This window comes from Kosmotoga pacifica (assembly GCF_001027025.1).
GTDB lineage: Bacteria > Thermotogota > Thermotogae > Petrotogales > Kosmotogaceae > Kosmotoga_B > Kosmotoga_B pacifica.
Genome location: NZ_CP011232.1, coordinates 1,651,243 through 1,674,765, shown reverse-complemented (window position 1 = coordinate 1,674,765; position 23,523 = coordinate 1,651,243). Strand labels below are relative to the sequence as shown.

At 43.4% G+C, this 23,523-nt stretch carries 26 protein-coding genes and 1 tRNA gene; 16 read left to right on the top strand and 11 right to left on the bottom strand.

The window, feature by feature from the left end; translation table 11 throughout:
• The first annotated feature begins 8 nt into the window (after positions 1 to 8).
• A complete protein-coding gene (locus IX53_RS07845) occupies positions 9 to 464 on the top strand; it encodes a hypothetical protein (RefSeq protein WP_047754872.1) in 456 nt (151 codons plus the stop codon).
• On the opposite strand, the gene IX53_RS07840 is transcribed toward IX53_RS07845, so the two are convergent.
• The 6 genes from IX53_RS07840 to IX53_RS07815 form a co-directional block, all read right to left on the bottom strand.
• Complete coding sequence (locus IX53_RS07840; RefSeq protein WP_047755555.1) at positions 461 to 1,849, bottom strand: aspartate ammonia-lyase; 1,389 nt, start codon at positions 1,847 to 1,849, stop codon at positions 461 to 463. The genes IX53_RS07845 and IX53_RS07840 overlap by 4 nt on opposite strands.
• A gap of 187 nt (positions 1,850 to 2,036) precedes the next feature.
• Positions 2,037 to 3,254: a [FeFe] hydrogenase H-cluster maturation GTPase HydF gene (gene hydF, locus IX53_RS07835; protein WP_047754871.1), complete on the bottom strand. Its 1,218-nt coding sequence runs from the start codon at positions 3,252 to 3,254 to the stop codon at positions 2,037 to 2,039.
• Positions 3,248 to 4,345 (bottom strand): [FeFe] hydrogenase H-cluster radical SAM maturase HydE, encoded by a 1,098-nt coding sequence (gene hydE / locus IX53_RS07830; protein WP_047754870.1) that lies wholly within the window; start codon positions 4,343 to 4,345, stop codon positions 3,248 to 3,250. Before hydE ends, hydF begins: the two co-directional genes overlap by 7 nt.
• Entirely contained in the window at positions 4,326 to 4,595 is a 270-nt protein-coding gene (locus IX53_RS07825) for a hypothetical protein (RefSeq protein WP_047754869.1), read from the bottom strand. Before IX53_RS07825 ends, hydE begins: the two co-directional genes overlap by 20 nt.
• A complete protein-coding gene (hydG, locus tag IX53_RS07820) occupies positions 4,570 to 5,976 on the bottom strand; it encodes a [FeFe] hydrogenase H-cluster radical SAM maturase HydG (RefSeq protein ID WP_047755554.1) in 1,407 nt (468 codons plus the stop codon). The genes IX53_RS07825 and hydG overlap by 26 nt, the downstream gene beginning before the upstream one ends.
• A 170-nt stretch (positions 5,977 to 6,146) precedes the next feature.
• Positions 6,147 to 7,640 (bottom strand): YifB family Mg chelatase-like AAA ATPase, encoded by a 1,494-nt coding sequence (locus IX53_RS07815; protein ID WP_047755553.1) that lies wholly within the window; start codon positions 7,638 to 7,640, stop codon positions 6,147 to 6,149.
• A gap of 308 nt (positions 7,641 to 7,948) precedes the next feature.
• Here IX53_RS07815 and IX53_RS07810 point away from each other — a divergent pair, with 308 nt between their 5' ends.
• From IX53_RS07810 to IX53_RS07800, 3 genes are all read left to right on the top strand, one after another.
• A complete protein-coding gene (locus IX53_RS07810) occupies positions 7,949 to 8,419 on the top strand; it encodes an NUDIX domain-containing protein (protein ID WP_053001256.1) in 471 nt (156 codons plus the stop codon).
• 44 nt (positions 8,420 to 8,463) lie between these two features.
• Positions 8,464 to 9,000, top strand: a complete 537-nt coding sequence (hpf, locus tag IX53_RS07805) for a ribosome hibernation-promoting factor, HPF/YfiA family (RefSeq protein ID WP_047754868.1) — start codon at positions 8,464 to 8,466, stop codon at positions 8,998 to 9,000.
• 110 nt (positions 9,001 to 9,110) lie between these two features.
• Positions 9,111 to 10,475 (top strand): Rne/Rng family ribonuclease, encoded by a 1,365-nt coding sequence (locus IX53_RS07800; RefSeq protein WP_245612703.1) that lies wholly within the window; start codon positions 9,111 to 9,113, stop codon positions 10,473 to 10,475.
• 115 nt (positions 10,476 to 10,590) lie between these two features.
• On the opposite strand, the gene IX53_RS07795 is transcribed toward IX53_RS07800, so the two are convergent.
• Together IX53_RS07795 and IX53_RS07790 are read right to left on the bottom strand one after the other, a co-directional pair.
• Positions 10,591 to 11,202 carry a hypothetical protein gene (locus IX53_RS07795; RefSeq protein WP_047754867.1) on the bottom strand — a complete coding sequence of 204 codons (612 nt, stop codon included), beginning with the start codon at positions 11,200 to 11,202 and terminating at the stop codon, positions 10,591 to 10,593.
• 124 nt (positions 11,203 to 11,326) lie between these two features.
• Positions 11,327 to 11,401, bottom strand: a tRNA-Val gene (locus tag IX53_RS07790).
• Between the two features lie 283 nt (positions 11,402 to 11,684).
• Here IX53_RS07790 and IX53_RS07785 point away from each other — a divergent pair.
• The 11 genes from IX53_RS07785 to IX53_RS07740 all read left to right on the top strand — a co-directional run bounded on the left by IX53_RS07785 (position 11,685) and on the right by IX53_RS07740 (position 19,138).
• Complete coding sequence (locus tag IX53_RS07785) at positions 11,685 to 11,960, top strand: DUF5320 domain-containing protein (protein ID WP_047754866.1); 276 nt, start codon at positions 11,685 to 11,687, stop codon at positions 11,958 to 11,960.
• Between the two features lie 4 nt (positions 11,961 to 11,964).
• On the top strand, positions 11,965 to 12,210 hold the full coding sequence (locus tag IX53_RS07780; protein ID WP_047754865.1) for a DUF5320 domain-containing protein: 246 nt from the start codon (positions 11,965 to 11,967) through the stop codon (positions 12,208 to 12,210).
• Between the two features lie 84 nt (positions 12,211 to 12,294).
• The gene (locus IX53_RS07775) at positions 12,295 to 13,140 is read left to right on the top strand and encodes an ATP-binding protein (protein ID WP_047754864.1); all 846 of its coding nucleotides are present in this window, start codon (positions 12,295 to 12,297) and stop codon (positions 13,138 to 13,140) included.
• Positions 13,137 to 13,997: an ATP-binding protein gene (locus IX53_RS07770; protein WP_047754863.1), complete on the top strand. Its 861-nt coding sequence runs from the start codon at positions 13,137 to 13,139 to the stop codon at positions 13,995 to 13,997. The genes IX53_RS07775 and IX53_RS07770 overlap by 4 nt, the downstream gene beginning before the upstream one ends.
• A 12-nt stretch (positions 13,998 to 14,009) precedes the next feature.
• Entirely contained in the window at positions 14,010 to 14,375 is a 366-nt protein-coding gene (locus IX53_RS07765; RefSeq protein ID WP_047754862.1) for a NifB/NifX family molybdenum-iron cluster-binding protein, read from the top strand.
• A gap of 18 nt (positions 14,376 to 14,393) precedes the next feature.
• Entirely contained in the window at positions 14,394 to 14,744 is a 351-nt protein-coding gene (locus IX53_RS07760) for a NifB/NifX family molybdenum-iron cluster-binding protein (RefSeq protein WP_047754861.1), read from the top strand.
• A 16-nt stretch (positions 14,745 to 14,760) separates the two neighbouring features.
• Positions 14,761 to 15,009, top strand: a complete 249-nt coding sequence (locus IX53_RS10800) for a DUF362 domain-containing protein (protein ID WP_082128526.1) — start codon at positions 14,761 to 14,763, stop codon at positions 15,007 to 15,009.
• A 12-nt stretch (positions 15,010 to 15,021) separates the two neighbouring features.
• Positions 15,022 to 15,969 carry a radical SAM protein gene (locus tag IX53_RS07755; protein ID WP_047754860.1) on the top strand — a complete coding sequence of 316 codons (948 nt, stop codon included), beginning with the start codon at positions 15,022 to 15,024 and terminating at the stop codon, positions 15,967 to 15,969.
• On the top strand, positions 15,966 to 17,306 hold the full coding sequence (locus IX53_RS07750) for an FAD-dependent oxidoreductase (RefSeq protein WP_047754859.1): 1,341 nt from the start codon (positions 15,966 to 15,968) through the stop codon (positions 17,304 to 17,306). The genes IX53_RS07755 and IX53_RS07750 overlap by 4 nt, the downstream gene beginning before the upstream one ends.
• A gap of 251 nt (positions 17,307 to 17,557) precedes the next feature.
• Positions 17,558 to 18,763, top strand: coding sequence for an MFS transporter (locus tag IX53_RS07745; protein WP_047754858.1), 1,206 nt, complete (start codon positions 17,558 to 17,560; stop codon positions 18,761 to 18,763).
• A gap of 3 nt (positions 18,764 to 18,766) precedes the next feature.
• On the top strand, positions 18,767 to 19,138 hold the full coding sequence (locus IX53_RS07740) for a PadR family transcriptional regulator (protein ID WP_047754857.1): 372 nt from the start codon (positions 18,767 to 18,769) through the stop codon (positions 19,136 to 19,138).
• Between the two features lie 40 nt (positions 19,139 to 19,178).
• Here the strand turns inward: IX53_RS07740 and IX53_RS07735 are convergent, their stop codons facing one another.
• Positions 19,179 to 19,820: a peroxiredoxin gene (locus IX53_RS07735; RefSeq protein ID WP_047754856.1), complete on the bottom strand. Its 642-nt coding sequence runs from the start codon at positions 19,818 to 19,820 to the stop codon at positions 19,179 to 19,181.
• Positions 19,821 to 20,105: 285 nt separating this feature from the next.
• On the opposite strand from IX53_RS07735, the gene IX53_RS10635 reads away from it, so the two are divergent.
• Positions 20,106 to 21,029, top strand: coding sequence for a GAF domain-containing protein (locus IX53_RS10635; RefSeq protein ID WP_053001254.1), 924 nt, complete (start codon positions 20,106 to 20,108; stop codon positions 21,027 to 21,029).
• Between the two features lie 5 nt (positions 21,030 to 21,034).
• Here IX53_RS10635 and IX53_RS07725 read toward each other — a convergent pair whose 3' ends face one another.
• Positions 21,035 to 22,384 carry a glycosyltransferase family protein gene (locus tag IX53_RS07725; protein ID WP_047754855.1) on the bottom strand — a complete coding sequence of 450 codons (1,350 nt, stop codon included), beginning with the start codon at positions 22,382 to 22,384 and terminating at the stop codon, positions 21,035 to 21,037.
• Positions 22,385 to 22,409: 25 nt separating this feature from the next.
• Positions 22,410 to 23,507: an ABC transporter ATP-binding protein gene (locus tag IX53_RS07720; protein WP_047754854.1), complete on the bottom strand. Its 1,098-nt coding sequence runs from the start codon at positions 23,505 to 23,507 to the stop codon at positions 22,410 to 22,412.
• Positions 23,508 to 23,523: the final 16 nt, after the last annotated feature.

Here is a 23,523-nt window from a genome sequence, read left to right as displayed (position 1 = left end):
GGGATAATATGCTAAAGGCGGTCATAACCCTTCTTGTTCTGATATTCCTGTTGACACAATTCACAAGTGTCCTGGCGAATAGAACCTTTGAAGTCAATGTTGGAGCAGGATTTATGTATCTGTTATCGACTGAGATTATATATGCCTTTCCTGGTGGTCTCAGTCTCAGCACAAGGTTGGGACTTATTCCTCCCATCATTCCTGGTTCTATTTTTATGGTTTCTCTCGATATCGACGCAGGTTATCAGAAGAGGTTTGGAAGCTTCTACTACCGGCTCAGTAGCGGACTTATGGTGGTAACTGCTCTGGAGAGCTTGAGATTTAAGTTTATGCCAATGCTGAATCCGGAAATCGGCTGGTATTTTTCGTGGTTGAAAGTAAAATTGGGTGGAGCTATCGTTTATGATCTTGAAGGCAAGCAGCCTGCTTTTTTGCCTTACGTGAATCTATCACTGGTGTTTTAACCTTTTTCAGACTGACCAAGCCCCATGCTCTTTTTACCAAGGAGCTTTTGTTTCAGCTCATCGATTTTTAAACCGGTTTCTTCAGCAGCTATCTCCCAGATGTCTTTGCCTTCTTCCCGGGATTTTTTTATCCACCGCTGCACCCGCTCGTAGCCGTAAGCCGTTATCATAGGTGTAAAGACCGCTTCACTCTTGAGGAGATTTTCACGAGATTTCTCATTGTTAGCCTGAAGCTTTACGATATACTCTTTCAAACTCATGGCTGCGTTGGTCAGAAACCTGAGTGACTTCAGGGTATAGTGAATGATTAAGGGCACGAAAGCATTGAGCTCCAGGTTTCCCGAAGAAACGGCAAAATTTACTGCAACATCATGGGCCATTACGCTCATAGACATTTGAATTACGTATTCAGGCACCACAGGATTAACTTTACCGGGCATTATTGAACTGCCAGCCTGTACCTGAGGCAATTTCAATTCTCCTATGGCTGAGTTTGGACCGCTTCCCAGTAGTCTTATGTCATTGGAGATCTTGAGCAGATTCGTCGCAAGGGCTTTCAGCAGGCCATGAATCTCCGCGAAAACATCCATGTTCTGTGTAGCATCGATGAGGTTCTCCGCTTTAGCTATTCTTATTCCGGAGATGTTTCTCAGCTCATTGACAATAGAAAGCACATATTTCCTATCGGCAGCTACGCCCGTGCCAATAGCTGTTCCGCCAAGGTTCACCATACGAACGCGTTCTTCGACTTTGTAGAGTCTCCAGCGATCCCTGCTTATCGCCTCTGCCATCGCTCCAAACTCCTGACCGAGGGATATGGGAACAGCGTCCATCAACTGTGTCCTGCCGGGTTTCATAATACTCCAGAATTCTTTCTCTTTTATCTGGAGGGCTTCCTGAAGTTTCTCGACTGCGACAACAAGCTCTTTAAGCAAAACAATGACCGCCATTTTTCCGGCAGTAGGGAAGGTATCGTTTGTAGATTGATGCATGTTCACATCGTCCAGTGGATGTACCAGATATTCACCTTTCTTTCCACCAAGGAGTTCGGTCGCTCTGTTGGCTATGACTTCATTGATATTCATGTTTATCGACGTTCCAGCGCCACCTGAGAGAGGATCCACGACGATCCAGTCAGATAGTTGCCCGGCGATGAGTTCGTCGCATGCTTTACAGATAGCCTCACACTTTTCTTCCGTTAGAAAGCCGAGTTTACCATTCAAAGAGGCGGTGGCTTTCTTCACATAGCCATACGCCCTGATAAACTCTTCATCAAATTTTTCTCTGGTAATAGGGAAATTCTTCAGCGCCCTCTGGGTGTGAGCTCCCCAATATGCGCCTTCCGGTACTTCGATGTTTCCAAGGCCGTCATTTTCTATTCTCATACTCTCACCTGCTTTGTTCGTTCTCTGTCCACCGTTTGTTGTGATCCGCATGAAATTCGTTGTTGGTTGTTGGTTGTAGGTTGTTCGTTTCTTTTCCTTCACCTCAGACCCGCTTCTTTAAGAAAGTTTTTTCACGTACAACCAACAACCTACCACCTACAACGTTTCCCGATCTCGGTTCTAGAGATCACATAACCGCATTCTCCTCCACAAAGATCTGATGCGCCTCAGGGAATGGCCTTAAGACTCTTTCCAATATACCATGCAGGTATGAGATCACCACACCATAATTTGAAATGGATATGCCACGCCTTTTCGCTTCCCTGATCCTGCGCAGCATCATGGCTCGGGTGAGAGTACACCCCCCACAGTGAATGATGAGATCGACATTATCAAGATCTTTCGGGAATTCTTTTCCTGACTTCACTTCAAATTCAATCCCGCCCCCCACATGGTTTGTCAGCCATCGGGGTATTTTTACGCGCCCGATATCCTCAACAAGTGGCACATGGGAGCAAGCTTCCATTATCACTACTTTACTTTCCGGCGTCAGCTTTTCAATCTGCTTTACGCCCTTCACCAGCTCTATGAGGTCGCCTTTGTGTCTCGCTTCGAGAATCGAAAACGTTGTCAAGGGGATTTCTTCGGGGACATCAGCTGCGATCCTGCTTATGAGGTGAGAATCAGCAACCACAAGAGCAGGAGGTTCCTTTAGCTTTTCTAACGCCCACTTCAATTCCCTTTCTTTGACAACGACACAAATAGCTTCCCTGTCGAGTGTTTCCCTTATCGCCTCGACCTGCGGCATGATGAGTCGTCCTCTGGGTGCACCTAAATCTATCGGAACCACCAGTAAAACTATCTCACCACCATCAATAAGGTCGGAAAGCAGTGGAATATCTTCCTCTTTCGGGAGGGTGTTTGTGATCAATTCCCGAAGTTTTTCAACGCCTTCACCAGTTTTCGCCGAAACAGACTGATGCGGATAATTTTTAACGCGTTCCAACACTTTTGAGGTATCCCAGCAATTATCGACTTTGTTCAGTGCCACCACGAATGGGATATCCATTTTCTTGAAGGTACTTATAAGCCACTCTTCATAGTCGTCCCAACGTTCATCAACGACGAGGACAGCGAGATCTATCTTGTAAAGAACCTCTTTTGCTTTTTTCACACGCAGTTCACCAAGTTCACCAACATCGTCAACACCAGGTGTGTCCACGACAGTTACGGGACCTATAGGGTGGATTTCAAGAGATTTGTACACCGGGTCAGTTGTGGTACCTGGATATTCACTCACGATAGAAACATCCTGTCCGACAAGCACATTTATGAGACTGGATTTTCCGACATTTCTCTTACCGAAAAAGCCAAGATACTTCCTATATCCACCCGTTGTTAACATCGTTCTATCACTTCCTTTTCATGCCTTTCAAGTTGTCTGAGGACTTTAACACTGAGCTTGAATCCCATATTCTTCAACCGGCTGGCAGTCTTAAAAAACTCTACTCTGGCTTTTCCGGAATATATTGTGTAGTCTTTTCTGTACTTTTCAGGAGTGAAATTACACATTATGACGTTGCACCCCACCCTGAAACCTTCGAATTGTTTGTCTTCGTCTATCGTGCCCAGAGCAGTTGTTGCAGGCATAAAAACCCGCGGCATTGAAAGCCTGACTGCCGCGTACGTATTCAATGTTAGTTCAGGGTCTCCATACGGTAGACGTTCCAGAGGTGTTCCTTCTGCAGGAACAAATGGACCGAGGCCAACCATTTTTACACCAATGTCTCTCATGAATATGATGTCATTTGCAATGTCCTCAAGGGTCTGATCCGGCAGCCCTATTATATTTCCTGAACCTCCTACATATCCAATCGATATGATGTAGTCAAGTAAATCGATTCTGGTATCGAAATCATCATCGGGATGAACTGCCTCAAATATTTTCCGGTTAATGCTTTCGTGCTTCAACAAAACCTTCGAAGCTCCAGCATTTTTCAGCCTCAAATACTCTGATCTTGGTCGCTCGCCAATGGAGAGGGATACAGGTATAAAAGTGGATTTCCTTATGGTTGATACGATATATTCAAGCATCTCAATATCGTAATGAGGATCTTCGCCTGACTGAAGTATTATTGTGTCAATACCGAGTTTAGCCATATCCCTGGCAATGGAGATGATCTCGTCAGGTTCCATCCTGTATCGATGTATCCTGTTTTCGGCCCTTATGCCACAGTAATGGCAGTTTTTTCTGCAATAATTGGAGAACTCTATGACACCCTTGATAAACACCATGTCTCCAACATAATCGTGTCTAAAGGCATCCGCAAGTTCGAGAAAGAGTTTTCTCTCCTCTCCATCTTTTAGAGAAAGAAGGTAGACGAGCTCCTCTTTGGTGAGGTGTTTTTCTTCAATCGCCTTATTGGCAATTTCCGAAAGTTTCATCAGATTTTTTTCCCGGATCTTCTTAGCGACTTCAAAGCGTTTCTTTTCCATCATTTTCCTCCAGCAGGTCCCCAAGTTCTTTCAGGAGACTTTCCCTGATCTCGTCAGTAACGTTTTCCCCGAAGATGGCAAACTTTCCGAACGTTACAACTTTCTCCGGGGGGAGAAAATACTCCTCACCGTAGCCACCTATGTAAGCCCAACGCCGACCATGGCTTTCGGCTAACCACAACTTACAGTCTTTGGTTGAGCACTTCTTCAACACCTGAAGCACTTTAGAAATAAAGATCTCTCTCTCCATTATTCAACCTCTCATAATATTTCAAAAGGGTCTCTTTTATTCCTGGGTTATCTATGTTGTCGAGTTCTTCCTGTACACGTTTCATACCTATTTTCCTCGTCTCAGGGCTTGCATAATCGTTCAGGTACTCGGCAAAGGTCAGAATAGCATTAGGCTGGCAGAAACGTTTCACAAATCCAGGGATGGCGAACTCCATGAAGTGTTCACCTGTTCTGCCAAGGCGATAGCAGGCGGTACAGAAGGAAGGAATGTATCCGTCCTGAGCCAGCTCCCTTATGACCACATCAAGGGGACGTGTATCACCGAGGGTGAACTGGGATTTCTTGTAGGCCTCTTTGTCTTCCGTAGAATATGCACCCACACCTATATTTGAACCGGCATCTATCTGGGAAACACCGAGTTTTAACACTTCTCTCCTGACTTCAATGGGTTCGCGGGCCGTCAAGATGAGTCCAGTGTATGGAACTGCAAGCCTTATGACAGCGACGAGGTGTTTGAAGTCTTCATCTGGAACCATATGCGGTGGTTGTTCAGTAATTGGTGTACCAATGGCTGGTTCAATTCTCGGAAAGGAAATCGTGTGGGGTCCGACGCCGAAGCGTTCTTCGAGATGGATTGTGTGGTACAAAAGTCCCATCACTTCGAACTTCCAATCATACAGCCCAAAGAGGGCACCGATGCCAACATCATCTATGCCAGCTTCCATCGCTCTATCGAGTCCATAGAGTCTGTACAAAAAGTCAGATTTGGGACCTCTGGGATGCATTTTTTTGTACGTCTCTGGGTGGTAAGTCTCTTGAAAGATCTGGTATGTACCTATACCCGCCTCTTTGACCTTTTTGTATTCTTCAACTTCAAGGGGCGCAGCGTTTATATTTACTCTTCTGATTTCACCCTTTCCCTCTTTTACCGAATAAACTTTCTCCACAGTTGCGGCTATGAAATCAGCGTTGTACAATGGGTGTTCACCATATACGAGGATTAAGCGCTTGTGCCCACGTGAAACGAGAGAGCGCACCTCTGTCTCTAGCTCGTCCATAGAAAGGGTCTTTCTCAGAACTTCTGGATTACTTACTCTGAACCCACAGTACACACAGTCATTGATACATTTGTTGCCGATGTACAGCGGAGCAAAGAGGACTATCCTGTTGCCATATACCCGCTCCTTCAACTTACGCGCGCCCTCAAAAATCAGTTCACGCGCCTGCGGCGTGTTAGCGTTCAGAAGCGTTGCAACTTCTTCAGGTTCGAGCCTGTTTTTATCCAGTGAGCGTTGCACAATTGCTTCGATTCTTTTCAAGTCGGGATTTTTCGTCCTTTCAAGGTAGTTTTCGATTTCTCCAACATTGATGAAGTTCTTAACTTCTGTCCTCACAATCATCACCTCAAATTAAAATCCCCGGCTGAGCCGGGGACGGATTATATACTCAAACAGTGCCACAAGTATTGTGGCTTCTTTCCGCCCCTCGGTCTCAGGAGTCCCCTTGACCTCAGGTTATATGTGATATATTTCACATTTATTCTACATTAATTGTTTAACAGTGAGTTATTCTAAAAGTTAACATCCCTTTTCCTGTACTGAATAGCTTCCGCTATATGTCGAGGAAGTATCCTTTCAGAGCCTTCAAGATCCGCAATGGTGAGGGAGACTTTAAGGATCCTGTCAACACTCCGACCTGTGAGCTTCAATTTTTCAACGGCTGACTCCAACAACTTCACACCGGTTGAATCCAGAACGACAAGTTCTTCAATTTCTCTATGATTCAACTGGCTGTTGAAGTACTTTCCGAGGGGTTTCAAGCGAAAATATTGCTTCTGCCTTGCTTTTTCAACTCTCCCGCGAATGGTGGTTGAGCTCTCACCTTTTCTCCTATCAGAATATTCGGAAAACTCAAGGCGTGGCATGTCAACAAAGATGTCTATCCTGTCTTCGATCGGACCGGATATCTTTCTATTGTACCTCTTGATGTCGTTCCACGAACAGGTACACTCGTGGCTTTTGTCACCATACCAACCACAGGGACAGGGATTCTGAGCGGCCACGAGCATAAATCTTGCTGGGTAAGTCACAGTAAGTCGGGCTCGTGAAATGGTTACCTGGCCGTCTTCCAAAGGTTGTCTGAGAGCTTCAAGGACATCACGCCTGAACTCGGGAAGTTCGTCGAGAAAAAGGACACCGTTGTGAGCGAGGCTTATCTCCCCTGGCCTGGCATCAGTTCCCCCGCCGATAATAGCTGTGGTAGAAGCAGTATGGTGTGGCGATCTGAAGGGACGTTCTGCGACCAGCCCCTTACCATCTAACAATGAGGCTACACTGTAAATTTTGGTCGTTTCTATTGCTTCTTCCAGTGACATCTTCGGCAGTATCCCCGGTATTCTTCTGGCAAGCATCGTCTTCCCACATCCCGGCGAACCTTTAAGGAGCAAATTATGTGCACCAGCCGCTGCAACTTCCGCGGCCCGTTTGGCGAACTCTTGCCCTCTTATATCTGAAAAATCTTCAACGATAGAATGTTTGAACTCCGGCTCTTTGTGGACAATGGGATATTTTTGGGCACTTCCATTCAGAAAGGCAACGAGTTCCGAAAGGCTTCTCACTGTGTAGGCTTCTATGTTTTGGATAATCGAGGCTTCCGCTTCATTAGAAGCCGGTAGAATTACAGCTGGCTTTTCACTCTCTTCTGAAAGCCGCAGCAGGGCGGGAAGTACCCCCCTGATCTTTCTAACGCTTCCATCAAGTCCCAGCTCGCCAAAAAACAGATAATTAGAAATGTCCCTTTGGATAACCTCCGAAGCCTTGAGAATACCAACAGCCATGGGAAGGTCGAGGTACGAACCCTCCTTTTTAATGTCACTCGGAGCGAGGTTTATGGTTATCCTCCCCCGTGGAAAGGGAAAACCCGAATTTTTAAGAGCGCTTTTTACTCTTTTCTTGCTCTCTTTTACAACAGTATCGCCAAGGCCTACTATGTCAACATCGTGTATTACTGCTTTCTTGTCAACATCTACTTCAACAACTATTCTATAGGCGTTCAAGCCTATCATTGTAAGGCTGGATACTTTCGAATAGTGTCTCACCCTATCCCCCCTTTAGTGTTTTTCCCATTATAACAGCAACTTTACGTCTCACATCTGTAAATCTTTTTAAATGCGCATCTTTAACCCTTGGATTGCCATTCTCCTCTCTATATTATGGAAAGCATCACCTAAGTAATATGAGGTCATACAAAAAATGTGTATCTCTCTTGAACTCCGATAAAGGTGTGGGCAGTGTGCATTCGGAAATTCTTAACAGTGTGGTTGTAAAAATCCTTTCAGTTAACCCTATGCTATAATTGAATTGAGGTGGTTGGATGATTCAGAAAACACATCATGTTAGCGTCCGCGGAGTAGTTATTGAAGATGGTAAAACCCTGATTGTGAAACACACCCACAAAGACCGACCTCCCTTCTGGTGCTTTCCTGGTGGCCGGGTTGAAGATGGTGAGACGCTAATCCAGGCCCTTCAGCGTGAGATGATGGAAGAAACAGGCCTAGAAGTCGAAACTGGAAATGTCATTTACACACAAGAATTTGCACGGGAAAGGCTCATCGAATTTTTCTTCCTATGCAAGATCAAAAAAGGAACAGCAACTCTGGGGACAGACCCAGATAATCCTGGTCCCCCAATTTTAGTTGACATACTCTGGGCCTCTCCTGAAGAGCTCCTTACGTTGCCGGTGTTTCCACATGCGTTGACCCGGGAAATTGTCACCGGTAAACTCCCGCAGATACATCATCAGGTACTTTATGGCAAGGAAGAGGTTACCAATTCCGCGGGTTGAGGATTGTGCTAACTGAGCATGACACCTCAGAAAGGAGGGATTTTATGAAGTTCAACATCTACGCAAAGGAAATTTCAGTCACCGAACCAATGCGTGAACAACTTGAGAAGAAACTCTCCAAAGTAAATAGGATTTTCGATGAAGACAGATTCATCTCGATTGACGTCAGGATTTCAAAAGAAAGAGGACAGTACAAATTGGAACTTACGGCCCATTTGTCGGGAATGGTTATAAGGGTCGAAGAAAAGGGCACCGATTTCTATCTCACTGTTGATAAACTGGCGGACATCTTTGAAAAGAGATTAAAGAGATTCAAAGAAAGAAAAGCGATGAAACATAAATTGAGTGTGAGGGAGATAACCGACTCACTTCCGACTTCCGAGTATGTTGAGGAAGAAGGGAGCATCATTACCAGAAGGAAGCGATTCGCCATTAAGCCAATGACACTTGAAGAGGCGCTCCTTCAGATGGAGATGCTTGGACACACGTTCTTCGTTTTCAAAAATGCGGAGAGTGGTGAAATAAACGTTTTGTATTCCAGAAAGAATGGTTCCGTTGGTTTAATTGAAATGTCAGAGTAACTACACAAAAGGCCAGACCCCAGGTCTGGCCTTTTCATGCTTTCCGGAGGTGAAGTAACATAAAGAAAGAAAGGACTCAGTCAATTATCTTCAGTTCCCTCGAAGATGAAGTGAGAATAGCGATCCTTGATAATGGTAGCCTTGAAGAAGTTTTCTTTGAGGAGATGGATAACGAAAGCTATACCGGAAACATTTACCTTGGAAAAATTGAGAACGTTGTTCCCAGCCTGGAAGCGGCTTTTGTGAATATAGGGATTGGTAAAAATGCTTTCCTTAGATTCAAAGACTCACCGGCTAATCAACCTCTTGAAAAGGGGAAGAAGATTCTCGTTCAGGTCAAAAAGGACCCGATTGGCTCTAAAGGGCCACAGGTGACCCTCAAAGTGAGTATCCCCGGCAGGAGTCTGGTATATATACCCTTTTCCAGGCATATTGGCATCTCAAAAAGGATAACAGAGACAGAAGAACGTGACAGACTTATGAAGATCGCCCGGGAATCGCTAAAAGAAGGAGAAGGAGTGATATTCAGGACAGCTGCTTATGGTGTCTCTGCAGAGACCATACAGGAAGAACTTGAAGCCCTAAGAAACCTCTGGCAAAAGGTTGAACAGCAATTCAAAAGAGGGAGAAAGCCTAAACTCCTTTATGAAGAACCGAGCCTTGTCGAATATATATTGAGGGAACGATTAACAGAGAACACAAGGGAAATCGTTGTGGATAACGAATATCTCTGGCACGACGTGGTTCAGGGAATAAGTAGATTCAAATCAGGGTTCAAACCGATTGTGAGGTTTGTGGAAGATGATGCCTTCGCCCATGAAGGTATTTACGAAATGCTTAAGGTATTGTATACACGGGTCGTTCATCTGGAAAGCGGTGGCAACATCATTATCGACAGGACAGAAGCCATGACTGTTATCGATGTGAATTCTGCCAGCGACACTTCCGGGAACGATGTCGCCGAGACCTCACTCAAAACGAACCTTGAAGCAGCAGCAGAGATTGCAAGACAACTCAGGCTGAGAAATATAGGTGGGATAATTGTCATAGATTTTATAGATATGAAATCAGATGAAGCACGTCAGAAAGTTATAGAGCGCTTGTCTGAGGAACTCAAAAAAGATAAAGCACGTTCTTACATAATGGGGTTCACCAAACTAGGACTTCTGGAAATGACCAGAAAACGCTCAACAGCCGCGATAGGTTCAAAAATTTATTCAAATTGCCCGATTTGCAAAGGCGTTGGTCTTATAGAAGCACCGAAAATAGTTTATCAAAGGTTGCTCAAAGATCTGCATAAGGGTTTTAAAGACGCTAAAATTAAATCAGCGGAAGTTGAAGTTTACCAGAGTCTGTCTGGCATTCTCACGCCAGATGTTCAAAAGAACCTGGCAAAGCATTTCAAGAGGAACCTGAAGTTCAGTTTTACCTGGCCTGTGCCTACGACGTACAATATCAAATTCAGCAAAAAATAAGAAAAAACAAATTCAAGGCTTTGACCGGCTTTGAAGTTCTAAGCTTGACTTCAATTGCTCGTTAAAGGTCAAAGCCGTTTTATATGAACTGGACAAAGTGAAAATGTGGAGAAATTCACTTTTCAAGTAAATCTCGCATTGATTTCGCCCAGTCGATTTTCCAGCCTCGGAGGGTTCTTTTAAGAAAATACACTCGTGGTGTTTTAAGCTCATTTACTATCTCAACGCCCTCTCCAGAGCTTTTGACAAGGATGGGAAGATATCCATCTTGAATACTCTGTCTCACTTCAGAAACATCTATCCCCAACACTCTTGAATCCTTTACCTTCAATATCTCTTCACCAATCACGTACGTTCTACCACACACCCTGCGACCATATCCGTTATACAAATCGATTAATTCGTAATTCACCCTATCAAGCTCGTTGGCGTAATACGAGATAAAGTCCGTTGTAACATCCATCGGTTTGTATAAGAGCTTTTTCACATCATCCAGTAGGAATTTGCTCATTTTTTCATAGCCCGAGCGGTTTAATTCGTACGCGTTTATCAACGAGCTAAATCTAAAGGCATATCGTGATTCCATAAAATCCTTCACATACTCGTGATATTCAGAGATAACATCCTCAGGAATCTTGTTGAATTCAAGGAACCAAATGAAGAAAACCACGGACAACGTGATTACTAATACAGCCACTGCTGTAATTTTCAATTTCCTCTTGAACACAAAATGCACCCCCACTAACTATAAGAACTATTCCAGATAATGGTAACATGCACATGTGAATTGAAAAACCGCATTCATTATATGAAAGATGTGAAAATAAAAAAAGAAGCCTTTCGGCTTCTTCTGGTGGGTGCGACAGGGATCGAACCTGTGACCTCTTCCGTGTGAAGGAAGCGCTCTCCCGCTGAGCTACGCACCCCCACAACTCATTTTAGCATCGACAGGATTAAGTGTCAAGTTTCATTCAAAGCGCTACCGGTCTAAATACCTGAAATCTTCTGAAACCATTGTCATGGGTTAAATTTCAAAGTCGCTTTCAAATGGTTTCACACAGACTTTAAAACCTCCGCATCATATAAAATTCCCATGTTTTTCGTCAGTTCTTCCGGAGCGATGGCTATATTCATGGCCCTATTGACATCCTCCTGGTGAAAGTTATATAATATATGCGAAATGCATATATATGTTAGGAGGTGAGCGCGATGCTCTATGGATTCGGTAGAGGATACAGACGAGGCTTCGGCAGGGGTTTTGGAAGAGGTCTTGGATACGGTAGAGGTTTTGGACCATGTCGGTGGGATTATGGCGCTTATGTTGAACCTGAATACGGTTATGGACCATATGAACCCGACCCCAGAACAGAAGAACAAATGCTAATGGACTACAAAGCCTTCCTGGAAGAAGAAAAATCATATCTTGAGCAAGAGCTCAACGAAGTTAATAAGAGACTTGAAGAATTACGAAATCAAGGGAGGTGACAATATGCCCGGCTTTGACAGGACTGGACCATTTGGAGAAGGACCAATGACTGGAAGAGGTCTTGGATACTGTGCAAGACCCGGAACAGGTGCCTACACTTACGGTAGACGCTGGTTCTGGCCTGGGCGTGCTTTTTTTGGTCTAAGAGGCCCCGGCCTGGCCTGGAGACACGGCTGGTTCGGTAGAGGTTACGCCAGAGGATTTGGCAGAGGTTATGGAAGGGGATATAGCCGGAGCTGGTGGTGGTAATTACCCCCGGAATCTTAACTTATCGCGGGAGCTCCGCTCCCGCTTCTTCTATTAAAACTAGACAAATGTTAAGGCGGTGATTTCTTGAAGATCGCGGTTGTCAGTGGTAAAGGCGGAACAGGTAAAACCACTGTAGCTACAAACCTCGCGTGGGTATTATCGCAAAAAGGACCTGTCCAGCTTCTCGATGCGGATGTTGAGGAACCAAATTCCCACCTCTTTTTTCACGTTAAATACACAGAAGAAATAGATGTGGAAATACTTCTGCCTCGCGTTGATAAGGAAAAATGCCTTTTGTGCGGAAAATGCGCTAAAGCATGCCAGTTTGGAGCAATCTCTATTTTTAACACTGGTGTGCTCATCTTCGATAATCTTTGCCACGGATGTGGCACCTGCAGCATTGCCTGCCCTACAAAGGCTATCTACGAAATCTCGAAACAAATTGGCGTCGTGAAGATAGGTCAGATTGATGAAAAGTTAACCTTTGGAATGGGGCTTTTAAACATTGGAGAACCTTCCGGAGTAAGGGTTATTAGGGAATTGAAAAAGTTTATCGACAACAGCAGGACCGTTATTATAGACGCCCCTCCTGGTACTTCCTGTCCCGTCGTGGAAACACTGAGAGGAATGGATTACGCCATTATGGTGACAGAAGCCACTCCCTTCGGGCTTCATGATCTAAAACTGGCGGCAAGTGTTGTCAAAGAAATGAACATTCCCATGGGCATAGTAATAAACAGAGCTTCTGAAGACTATAAGGAAATAGAAGAGTTTGCCTTTTCAAATGATATACCAATACTTGAAAAGATACCCTTCGATAGAGATATCGCGACATCTTATTCAAAGGGCTCTTTGTTTGTGGAAGAGAAAAAGGAATGGTTTGAACGTTTCGAAAGGCTCTATGAAAAGATTGCCGGGGTGATAGTGTGAAACAAATAGCTATAGTCAGTGGAAAGGGTGGCACAGGCAAGACGACTCTATCCGGATCCCTCTCCTTTTTATTTGAAAACCATGTCATGGCAGACTGTGATGTCGACGCCCCCAATCTTCATCTGTTAATGGAGCCAAAACTCCTAGAAAAACACGAATATTTCGGCGGAAAAAAAGCTGAAATAGGCAATAGCTGTACATCGTGCGGCGCATGTATGGATGTCTGTCGATTCAGCGCAATAATCCCCGGAACAACTTATAAAATCGATCCATATGCCTGCGAAGGCTGCAACGCATGTGTATTAATATGCCCAGAAGGTGCAATTACACTAAAAGAAAGTAAGTCCGGTGATTATTTCCTCTCTAAATCCGGTGACCTGCCCCTTTCTCACGCTCTTTTATTTCCGGGTGAAGAGACTTCTGGCGGACTGATAGCTGAAGTCAGAAAGCTGGCTTTGAAAGTAGCTGAGCAGAAAAACCGAAAGTATGTGGTAATAGATGGAGCGCCAGGAATCGGCTGCGCGGCGTCTTCCTCCATCACCGGTGTGAATTACGTAGTGATAGTCGCCGAACCAACGATCTCCGGGATGCATGATCTCCAGCGTATCGTCGAAACTACTAGATATTTCAGGAGAAACTTCGGAATCGTGATCAACAAATTCGATCTAAATGAAGTCAAAACGGATGAGATAATATGCTGGTGTGAAAAGGAAGGAATCGAAGTATTGGGAAAAATCCCTTTCGATCCGGAAGTCAGGAATTCAGCCATTAAAGCTGAACCGGTGGTGAAGAACGAAAAATCACCTGCCACACGGGCGATAAGAGAAATTTTCCAGAGACTGATGGAGATTGTATAGGAGGTGTGAACAGTGAAACTGGCAATACCTGTTATGAGTAATAATGGTTTCGATGCAGAAGTTTCAGAACACTTTGGTCACGCACCTTATTTTGCCTTTGTTGAACTCGAAGGTGACACGGTTCTGGGTGTGGAAATAGAGAGAAATCCTTTCGAGAGTCACGGTCCGGGACAGATACCCGGTTACATTCATCAAAAAGGAGCAAACATCCTCATTGCACGTGGCATTGGTGCGCGAGCCATAGATTTCTTCCATAACTTTGGTATTGAGGTTATAACCGGTGCTTTCGGAACGGTCAAAGACCTCGTTGAGGCTTACGTTTCCGGTTCTTTAATGAGCAGTCATTACGAACCAAAAGAGAAATTCCACAACCATTGACAAAAAGGAGGAGAGAATATGAAAATAGCCGTCCCGGTTAAAGAAAAATCGCTGACTTCAGAAGTTGACGATCGCTTTGCAAGGGCTGCTTTTATTGCTATATACGACATTGAAAACGAAACAGTTGAATTTCTTGAGAACGAAGCTATACAGGCACACGGCGCGGGACCAAAAATGGTCGAAGCCCTTTCAAAAAAGGGTACCAATATTTTGATCGCCAAAAGTGTTGGTCAGAATGCTTTCACTGCCATCAATCAGACAGGTATAAAGGTCTATCTCGCGAAAGACGGCACTGCTGAGGAGAACATAAAAAGCGTGATTGAAGGTACTGCAACTGAGTTAAAAGAACCCCGTCCTTCTTCTCATTGATTAGGGAGGCAGTAAAATGCCGTGGATTAGAGAGAGCGATTGCACCGGATGCCAGTTGTGTATAAAAACCTGTCCCGTTGAAGGAGTTATAACCATGCGTAATGGCAAGGCATATATAGATAACAGTCTGTGCATCAGATGTGGAAAGTGCTTTGATGTCTGTCCTAAAGATGCAATACGACCAAATTCCGAGAATCCTCTCCTTAGAGGACGTGGTATGGGTCAAGGCTTGGGTATGGGCCATGGAAGAAACCGAGGCTATTAAAGGGGTGTTGTTTTGAGACATGTTTATGGAGTTGTACCATCAAGAAGACTCGGCAGGTCTCTGGGAATAAGCCCCATTCCCTTCAAGACCTGCAATTATTCCTGTATTTACTGCCAGCTTGGTAGAACAACGAATATGACAAATTCAAGAGATACTTTTTACCCTTCAGAAGAGATACTCAGAGAAGTTGAAACATTTATTGAAAGGTATGGCGATGAAACTTTCGATGTAGTAACCATAGTTGGTGAAGGTGAACCCACACTTTACACTCCTTTGGATGAAATCGCAAAAGGGGTTAAAAGTCTGACTAAGAAACCTTTGGTTTTGATAACCAACGGTTCACTTTTCTACGATAGCTCTGTTCAACTAGAGGTTAGCAAATTTGATATTGTAATGCCTACACTCGACGCTTGGGATGAAGAGAGTTTTAGAAGCATAAACAGACCGTTCGGGAAGCTCAATTATGAAGAAGTTTTCAACGGTATCGTTGAGTTTTCGAAGAAATTTCAGGGACAAATCTGGCTGGAAGTTATGCTTATTAAGGACCGGAATGATTCTGAAAAGGCTCTGAACTTGCTGAAAGAGAGAATTGATAAGATCGCACCGGATAGGGTATATATCAATGTTCCGGTTCGCCCTCCGGCCGAGAAAGGCGTTGAAATTCCGGATGAATCAAAGATTAATAGGGCACATACACTCTTTGGAACATATAGCATAGAGAGTTTACCAAAGGGTAATTTTTTATCGCCCGAAAACGATGCAATGCAAGCAATTCTTGAAATTATAAAACGCCATCCGATGTCGGAAGATGATTTAAAAAATTTTTTGACTCCCGGATCTGGTTTGAAACAACTGGAAAAAATCTTTTCTTCTACAAGTGAAAAATATAACATTGAAAAGTGTTTTTATCACGGCAAAATATTCTATCGTTATACCAAAAAGAGGAGGGAGAAAAAGTGAAAAAGGAAATCCTGATTATCGGTGGCGGACCTGCTGGAATAATCACGGCTACTACCGCTAAAAAAACTTATCCTGAAAAAACAGTAGCAATTGTAAGAAAAGAAAAAACAGGACTCGTACCATGTGGAATCCCGTACATCTTCGGAACATTAAATTCAGTCGATGCAAATATCATGGGGGTAAAGCCTGCTGAAAACCTTGGGGTGGAGTTCATTGTCGACGAGGTAACTGAAGTAAACCTTGGTAAGAAAAGTGTCTTTCTCAAGTCAGGGGAATACATTGAATATGAGAAATTAATTTTTGCTACTGGTTCAAGACCTGTTTTGCCCCCCATCGAAGGTAAAGAACTTGAAGGCGTGTTTACCATAGCTAAGAATAAAGAATATATGGAAAGCGTTTTTTCGTATGCAAAGGATGCTAAAAAAATAATAATCGTTGGTGGTGGATTCATTGGCATCGAAGTAGGTGATGAAATCAGAAAGTTGGGGAAAGAAGTAACAATCATCGAAGCGATGCCCCATCTTCTTCCGGCGGCGTTCGATGAAGAATTCGGGAAAATTGCCGAAGAAAAGCTTATAGAACACGGCGTAACTGTAAAAACCAATACCCGAGTTGCTAAAGTCCTTGGAAGTGAAAAAGTCAACGGGATTGAACTTCAGGATGGTTCAACGCTGGAAGCCGATATGGTTATTTTCGCAATTGGATACAGACCGAATACTGAACTTGTAAAGGGCCTTGATATCCACCTCGGATATAGTGGTGCGATCTGGGTAGACGAATATATGAGGACCAGTGTAAAGGATGTATTTGCGGTTGGCGACTGCGCTGAACACAAGGATTTCTTCACGCGAAAGCCAAGCAAGCTCATGCTTGCATCCACAGCTGTTTTCGATGCAAGAGTTGCTGGCGCAAACTTATACACTCTTAAAGTAGTGCGCGAAAATCACGGAAATCTTGGTGTTTTTTCCACATCCATCGAAGGTCTTACACTAGGTGCTGCTGGCATGACTCTGAGAACAGCTTGCCAGGAGGGATTTGAATGTGTCGTTGGAGAAGCAAAAGGTATAGACAGGCATCCGGGAACTTTACCCGATAAAAGCAAGCTTTACGTAAAGCTAGTTTTCTCCAAGGAAAGTGGACTTTTATTGGGGGCCCAAATCGCCGGCGGAAAGAGTGTTGGGGAAATGATAAATATTGTCGGTCTTGGTTTGCAGAAAGGTGTTACAGCGAACGATCTGGTTACTATGCAAATCGGTACACATCCATTGCTGACTTCCGCCCCAACAACATATCCACTAATTCTAGCCGCTGAATCAGCGATAATGAAACTTAGATAATATTCAAAGCAGGATACTTCGGTATCCTGCTTTTTATCGATACCCTTTTATCTCCCCTACAACGTTCAATACAGTTCTCGTAAATTCCCTTGGATAAAAGCTGAACTACGTTTCCCAAAATATACTGGACTTGACGTGGCTATGCAGTAAATATACAATATTTGCAATTATATAGATATCTGTCGCTACGTTTGGAAAATTATAGCGGTGCATTTTAACAGGATTGAAGGATAATACGATGAGGTGATTTAATGGAAGAAAGGAGGCACTTCTTTGCCTTCATATGGCATGCTTCATTTCTGGCATTGACAATGGCTTTTGTGGAAGTAAACACAGTGTTACCGGCTCTTGTATTGAAGGCGGGAGGGAACAGTTTTTCTATAGGACTGATCACCGCCATTACAACAGGTATCCCTCTGTTGGTACAGATAATCTTTGCAGGACTTCTCATGGCGCGAACACGCAAGAAACCCTTTCTGCTCCTGGGCATTTACCTGAGGGTCTTTTCATTGGCCTCAATAGGCTTCTTGCTACGAAGTGATATGACGGGTAGCCTTCTTCTCCTGATGATCTTTCTAATCATATCCATTTTTTCCTTTAGCGGTGTCTTCGCCGGTATTTGCTACACTGACCTACTTGGAAAATCGATAGCCAAAAATAGAAGAAAGTTCATGGCTTTCAGGCAGATAGTGGGTAGCTTTCTCTCTCTTGTAGGAGGATATCTGGCGAGGATGGTTGTCAGTAAGATTCCATACCCGAACAACTATTCAATGATGTTCTTCATCGCTGCGTTTTCACTGGCCCTTGGTTCAATCGGTTTCTGGATGATACGTGAGGAATCGAGCGAAATAACCTCTTATCCGGGCTTTTGGAAAATAATCAAAAGTATTCCCGCGACCCTTAAAGGTGACAGTAATTTGCGCGGTTATATACTCTTTACAAACATGACCGGTTTTGGGTTAATACTCATCCCCTTTTATGTACTTCTCGCCAAAGAAACCTTTGGATTGACAGGAGAAAATGTGGGTAACTTCCTCTTTCTGCAAATGATAGGGATGCTTATTGCTGGATTCTTTTGGGGAAATTATCTGCATAGAAAGGGGTTTAAAAAACTCCTTTACCTTTGTGCGATTTTCGGAAGCACCTTACCAATACTCGCACTACTGCTCTCTAAGACAAACGCAAATCTATACATGTTGATTTTCCTTCTCACAGGTATCACATTGAGTGCAAGGAAAATGGGTTTTGAAGGTTTGCTGATAGAAATCTCAAACAACGAAAACAGGGCACTATATACCGGTATTTCTGGGGCGTTTAACCTCGTCACTGCTCTTTTACCGCTGGTGATGGGCATGATCATCGATTCGTTAGGATTTGCGGTTGTATTTGTATTCTCAAGTGTTTTCATTTTTTCAGGTATACTCTATTTGAACAGGATAAAAATTCAGGAGGTGTGACCATTGCGCGGCTTTAGACGAGGTCCTGGCGGATTCGGCAGACGATGGATCGAGTTGTATTTATTGCTATTGATAGCGGAAAAACCATCCCACGGGTATGAATTATTCACAAGGCTAAAGGATTTTGGTGTTATGATCCCCGGTATCGGGCAGATGGGAAGCCTTTATAGAATACTGTCTAATCTCGAGATAGGGGGCTTTGTGGCCACGGACTGGGATATGAGTGAAGGAGGCCCGGCCAGAAAGGTCTACAAAATCACAAAAGAGGGACTCTCCTTCCTTGCCGATGCTATGGAAAGTGTATACGAACTGAAAGAGAGCATCGAAAAATTTATTAAAAGATATGAAAAACTAAGAGATAGATTTAATGAATAGGGTGGGACTTTCGCCCCACCCTGGTGTTTCAGGGGGTAAATTATAGTTTCTTATGGCAAAACCACCAATCAAAACATTCGTACTCCTTCGTTCTCTTTTCTGCATCATGTATATTTGAAGCAGGTGGAATGATTACCCTGTCGTTTATAAGTTCGCTTTTTGGCCAGTTTGCGGGAATAGCAACGCTCTTTTCGTCACTCAACTGGAGTCCTTTCACCATTCTGAGGATTTCGTCTAAGTTTCTACCTAGCTCCTGCGGGTAATATAATAACGCTCTTATTATGCCTTCAGGGTCAACGATAAAAACAGCTCTGACCGTGTTTGTCCCTTTACCCGGATGAATGAGTCCCAGCTGGGAAGATATTTTCCCTGTATCGTCTGCTATAATTGGGAACTTTATTTCCACGCCGAGATTCTCTTTGATCCACATCACCCATTTGATATGAGAAAATACCTGATCAATACTCAAACCTATCAGCTCTGTGTTTAGTTCTTTGAACTGTTCATATCGCTTTTGAAAAGCAATAAACTCCGTGGTACACACTGGCGTAAAATCCGCGGGATGGCTGAACAGAACAAACCATTTTCCCTTAAAGGCCTCAGGTAAATTCAACATTCCATGGGTAGTCTGTACTCTCAAATCTGGAAATTTCTCTCCAATAAGTGGTATTCTCTGTTCCATGATATTCCTCCTATCTTATTTAGAATTATTCTAATTATCAACATTCATTCTATCACAGAAAAAGATAGGGTGTCAAGCTTTTTTGTCCACCATCCAATAAACCACGATTCATTGAGTGCTTAAACAAATATGAAACAATGTGAAGATGAAACTGGACGTTGACAGACTCAAAGAATGCATGAATCCGTTTTATGCGAATCTATGTAATATTATCGACTTTTGTCAGTTTCAGTCATTTTATGTTAAAATAATCTGTTAATGAGTAACAGTACGGAGGTAATTGGTATGTTGCGTACGGGGCACAGAATTCAAAATGAAGAAATATCAGAGAAATTTTTTTCAAAGAATCATCTTGAAATAATCGATATGATAGACGAGCTTGTCATAGTATTCCTCATAGATTCCACGGAAATCCCAGGAAAAATCATTTATGCCAACAGGATGGCAGTCAAATTGCTGGGGTATTCCCTTAAGGATTTAAAGGAAAAGAGTTTTTATGACCTGGTAAGGGATTTCCCTACGGATAACAAGATCAGACAAAAAAAACGCTTTAACTGTGATTTTATCACTTTTTCAGGCTCTAAATTATCCCTCTTCGGGACTGTCGGTTTTATAAAACGTGCTGGTAGGAGTTTAGGAGTCTACATTGGCAAAGATAACAGCAAAACTACAAGGCTTTTAGAAGAACTGCGATGGAGGGTCAGTTTCGAAAATCTAATAGCAAAAATTTCTTCAATGTTTGTTGGCGCTTTTGACTTCGATGATGCGGTAAACCGCTCGCTTGAAAGTATTGGCAAATTCACTGGAGCTGATAGGGCTTATTTATTTCTGTTCAGCGAAGACGGTAAAAGCATGTCAAATACGCACGAGTGGTGTGCAGAAGGCATAACACCAGAGAAGGATATGCTTCAAAATTTACCAGTTGATACTTTCCCATGGTGGATGCGCAAGCTAAAAGCGGGAAAGATTATAAACATTGAGAACGTATCCAAACTACCAGACGAAGCTTCCGCTGAAAAAGAAATCCTTCAGGCTCAGGATATAAAGTCTCTCATCGTCCTTCCTGTTTTCACAGGAAAAGAGCTCGCTGGATTCATAGGTTTGGACGATGTAGATAGAAATGTGCCATGGAAAGAGAGCGACATAACACTTTTGAAGGTTTTCTCAGAAATCCTTTCCAGAGCTCTTGAAATAAAAAAAGGGGCCTAAAGCCCCTATGAGTTAAAACTTGAGATAATTTCCTTCAGCTTATTCCCAAGTGTTCTATAAGAGAGGTGTTGTTGTCCTATAGCAAAGTTCTTCTCTACTCTTCTGATGTATTCCTTCTCGTCTTTTAAAAGTTTTATTGCCTCGTTTGCCGCCTCAATGATCTTTTCTCTCGGAATTTCCACGTATCCTGTACCTTTCCTTTCAGCATATTGCGCCCCGAGACTTATCACTTCAAAACCAAGGGGTTTGATATCTGTCAAGTAGACGGGGTACTCAAAGACTATCATGTTTTTCTTCGCAAACAGCCCCTCAAGAAACTGGTTCCCCCATCCTTCGAGAATACTGGGGTAGGTTATCATGTCTGCAACTACATACATATCCCAGAGTGAATACATCTTTTCGCCTGCGGAATCATGTCTTTCAGCTCCCATTATCTGATTGCACCATATGATTTCGACGTTCTCATCAACAGCGACTTTTTTGAGGAACTCCACGTAGTTAGTGGCAGTTTCGATGAGGCCTGGCATCAGCATCACAATTCGGTCGTTTGGGGTAAACTCACGACCATCATAAAGTGTCCCGTAGAGTTCTTGACGCCTTCTGCTAACCTCACCGACGACCTCGATCGCGAGTTCGATGGCTTTTCTGTCTGTGACACGCGTTGCCTGAAGGAATACTATGTCGTTGGGTGAAATACCCAGCTTTTCCCTGAGATCCTGATTGAACTCATCTGACTTCCAAAGAGGCTGATCAAAATCAAAGACATTGGGAACAACCGTTGAATCCAGTCCCTTTCTCTTGAAAAGTTCTTTTTTAGCTATTTCATTGATCACTACTTGTTTTATGTTCACATCTTTTGGGGGGTAGTACTCCTCAAGGCATTCCTTCACAAAATCGCAGGTCGGTTTGCTGAGGACTTCCCTCTCCCAGTAAAAGTCGTGGTTATGTGCTATTGCTTTTAGTTTAAGTTTTTTGATAACTCTCGTGAACGCTATCGCAACAGGCAAAGCCACCCCCAGAGAAAGGATGTTATTGGGCACCAGCAACTCGATGTTGTTTTCCTTTATAACTCTTGTGAGTTTTTCTTCAATGACTCCGGCTTCCCTCAGGATATCTTCTTTGAATTCTTCTGCGTTCGCATAGTCACTCAGTTCTTTATAAGCGTTTCTCTCAATCTTTTTAAAGCGCTCGCTGTGAAAGCTCATCTCCGGAATGTAAATCTCACCGTAATCAGGTGTGCCAGAGATGAAGAAGACCTTATGTCCCATCTTTTCCAGGACCTTTCTCCACTTTTCCATTTCCAGTGAAACACCATCAGTTTCGCCAACTCTGTAATGCGCAAGACCTATGTTCATCAGGACAACTCTCCTTTTAATGGCATTATTTATTTTCAATCTTAAGTCTTTCTTCTGTCTCAATATCGAAGAACATGACTCGCTTTTCATCAAAGGAGATATCTATTATCTCGTCTGGTGAGTATTTGGGGAAAGAAGGTACCACAATCTTCATTATCTTCCCATTTAACTCGATAGCCACAACTTGATGAGAACCCTGCGGTTCAACAACAAGCACTTTTTCTCTGAAGATTGTATTTCCACTGTTGATTTGTATACTTTCAGGCCTGATTCCCATGATTAGACGGCCTTTGTCATAATCTTTAAGATAAGGGAGCAACTGATCATTGAGTTTGAAGCTGAATGAAGGATGTACAAGGAATACTTCTCCTTTATCGCGTTTTACCTCCACCTCGAGGAAATTCGTAGGCGGAGTGCCGATAAAGCCTGCTACGAAGACATCAGCACTATCAAAATAGACTTCATCCGGTGTACCTATCTGTACGATTTTCCCGTCTTTCATGACCACAATTCTGTCCGCCATGCTCATGGCTTCGGATTGGTCATGCGTGACGAAAATTGTTGTAGCCTCTGTTTTATGATGGATGGCTTTCAACTCGGTTCTCATACGGACCCTGAGTTTTGCATCGAGATTGGAAAGGGGTTCATCCATAAGGAATAGTTTGGGTTTAACGGCGATCGCTCTCGCAAGGGCGACCCTCTGTCTTTGACCACCTGAAAGTTGGCGTGGATATCTTTCGAGGTATTCTCCAATACCTGTGAGATCTGCCACATCACGAACAATTTTATCGATTTCGGACTTCTCCACCTTTTTTAATTTGAGGGCAAAGGCTATGTTTTCATAAACAGTCATATGGGGCCATACTGCATAACTCTGAAAGACCATAGAGACATTTCTCTTTCTGGGAGGCATGTCCGTTACATCCTGATCATCTATAAGGACTTTACCTTCGGTGACTTCTTCCAGGCCAGCTATCATTCTGAGAGTCGTGGTTTTACCACAACCAGATGGTCCAAGAAAGACTATGAATTCCTTATCCTCAACTTTGAGGTTCACGTCTTTAGCACCCCAAACGCTTTTGCCATATCTTTTAGAGAGTTTTATAAGTTCAAGCGTAGCCATATACTCAGCTCCTTTT

Excerpts from the sequence above, each read along its gene's own strand:
- IX53_RS07845 (WP_047754872.1), top strand. The coding sequence starts at position 9 with ATGCTAAAGGCGGTCATAACCCTTCTTGTTCTGATATTCCTGTTGACA.
- IX53_RS07840 (WP_047755555.1), bottom strand. The coding sequence starts at position 1,849 with ATGAGAATAGAAAATGACGGCCTTGGAAACATCGAAGTACCGGAAGGC.
- hydF (WP_047754871.1), bottom strand. The coding sequence starts at position 3,254 with ATGTTAACAACGGGTGGATATAGGAAGTATCTTGGCTTTTTCGGTAAG.
- hydE (WP_047754870.1), bottom strand. The coding sequence starts at position 4,345 with ATGGAAAAGAAACGCTTTGAAGTCGCTAAGAAGATCCGGGAAAAAAAT.
- IX53_RS07825 (WP_047754869.1), bottom strand. The coding sequence starts at position 4,595 with ATGGAGAGAGAGATCTTTATTTCTAAAGTGCTTCAGGTGTTGAAGAAG.
- hydG (WP_047755554.1), bottom strand. The coding sequence starts at position 5,976 with ATGATTGTGAGGACAGAAGTTAAGAACTTCATCAATGTTGGAGAAATC.
- IX53_RS07815 (WP_047755553.1), bottom strand. The coding sequence starts at position 7,640 with ATGATAGGCTTGAACGCCTATAGAATAGTTGTTGAAGTAGATGTTGAC.
- IX53_RS07810 (WP_053001256.1), top strand. The coding sequence starts at position 7,949 with ATGATTCAGAAAACACATCATGTTAGCGTCCGCGGAGTAGTTATTGAA.
- hpf (WP_047754868.1), top strand. The coding sequence starts at position 8,464 with ATGAAGTTCAACATCTACGCAAAGGAAATTTCAGTCACCGAACCAATG.
- IX53_RS07785 (WP_047754866.1), top strand. The coding sequence starts at position 11,685 with ATGCTCTATGGATTCGGTAGAGGATACAGACGAGGCTTCGGCAGGGGT.
- IX53_RS07780 (WP_047754865.1), top strand. The coding sequence starts at position 11,965 with ATGCCCGGCTTTGACAGGACTGGACCATTTGGAGAAGGACCAATGACT.
- IX53_RS07760 (WP_047754861.1), top strand. The coding sequence starts at position 14,394 with ATGAAAATAGCCGTCCCGGTTAAAGAAAAATCGCTGACTTCAGAAGTT.
- IX53_RS10800 (WP_082128526.1), top strand. The coding sequence starts at position 14,761 with ATGCCGTGGATTAGAGAGAGCGATTGCACCGGATGCCAGTTGTGTATA.
- IX53_RS07745 (WP_047754858.1), top strand. The coding sequence starts at position 17,558 with ATGGAAGAAAGGAGGCACTTCTTTGCCTTCATATGGCATGCTTCATTT.
- IX53_RS07735 (WP_047754856.1), bottom strand. The coding sequence starts at position 19,820 with ATGGAACAGAGAATACCACTTATTGGAGAGAAATTTCCAGATTTGAGA.
- IX53_RS10635 (WP_053001254.1), top strand. The coding sequence starts at position 20,106 with ATGTTGCGTACGGGGCACAGAATTCAAAATGAAGAAATATCAGAGAAA.
- IX53_RS07725 (WP_047754855.1), bottom strand. The coding sequence starts at position 22,384 with ATGAACATAGGTCTTGCGCATTACAGAGTTGGCGAAACTGATGGTGTT.
- IX53_RS07720 (WP_047754854.1), bottom strand. The coding sequence starts at position 23,507 with ATGGCTACGCTTGAACTTATAAAACTCTCTAAAAGATATGGCAAAAGC.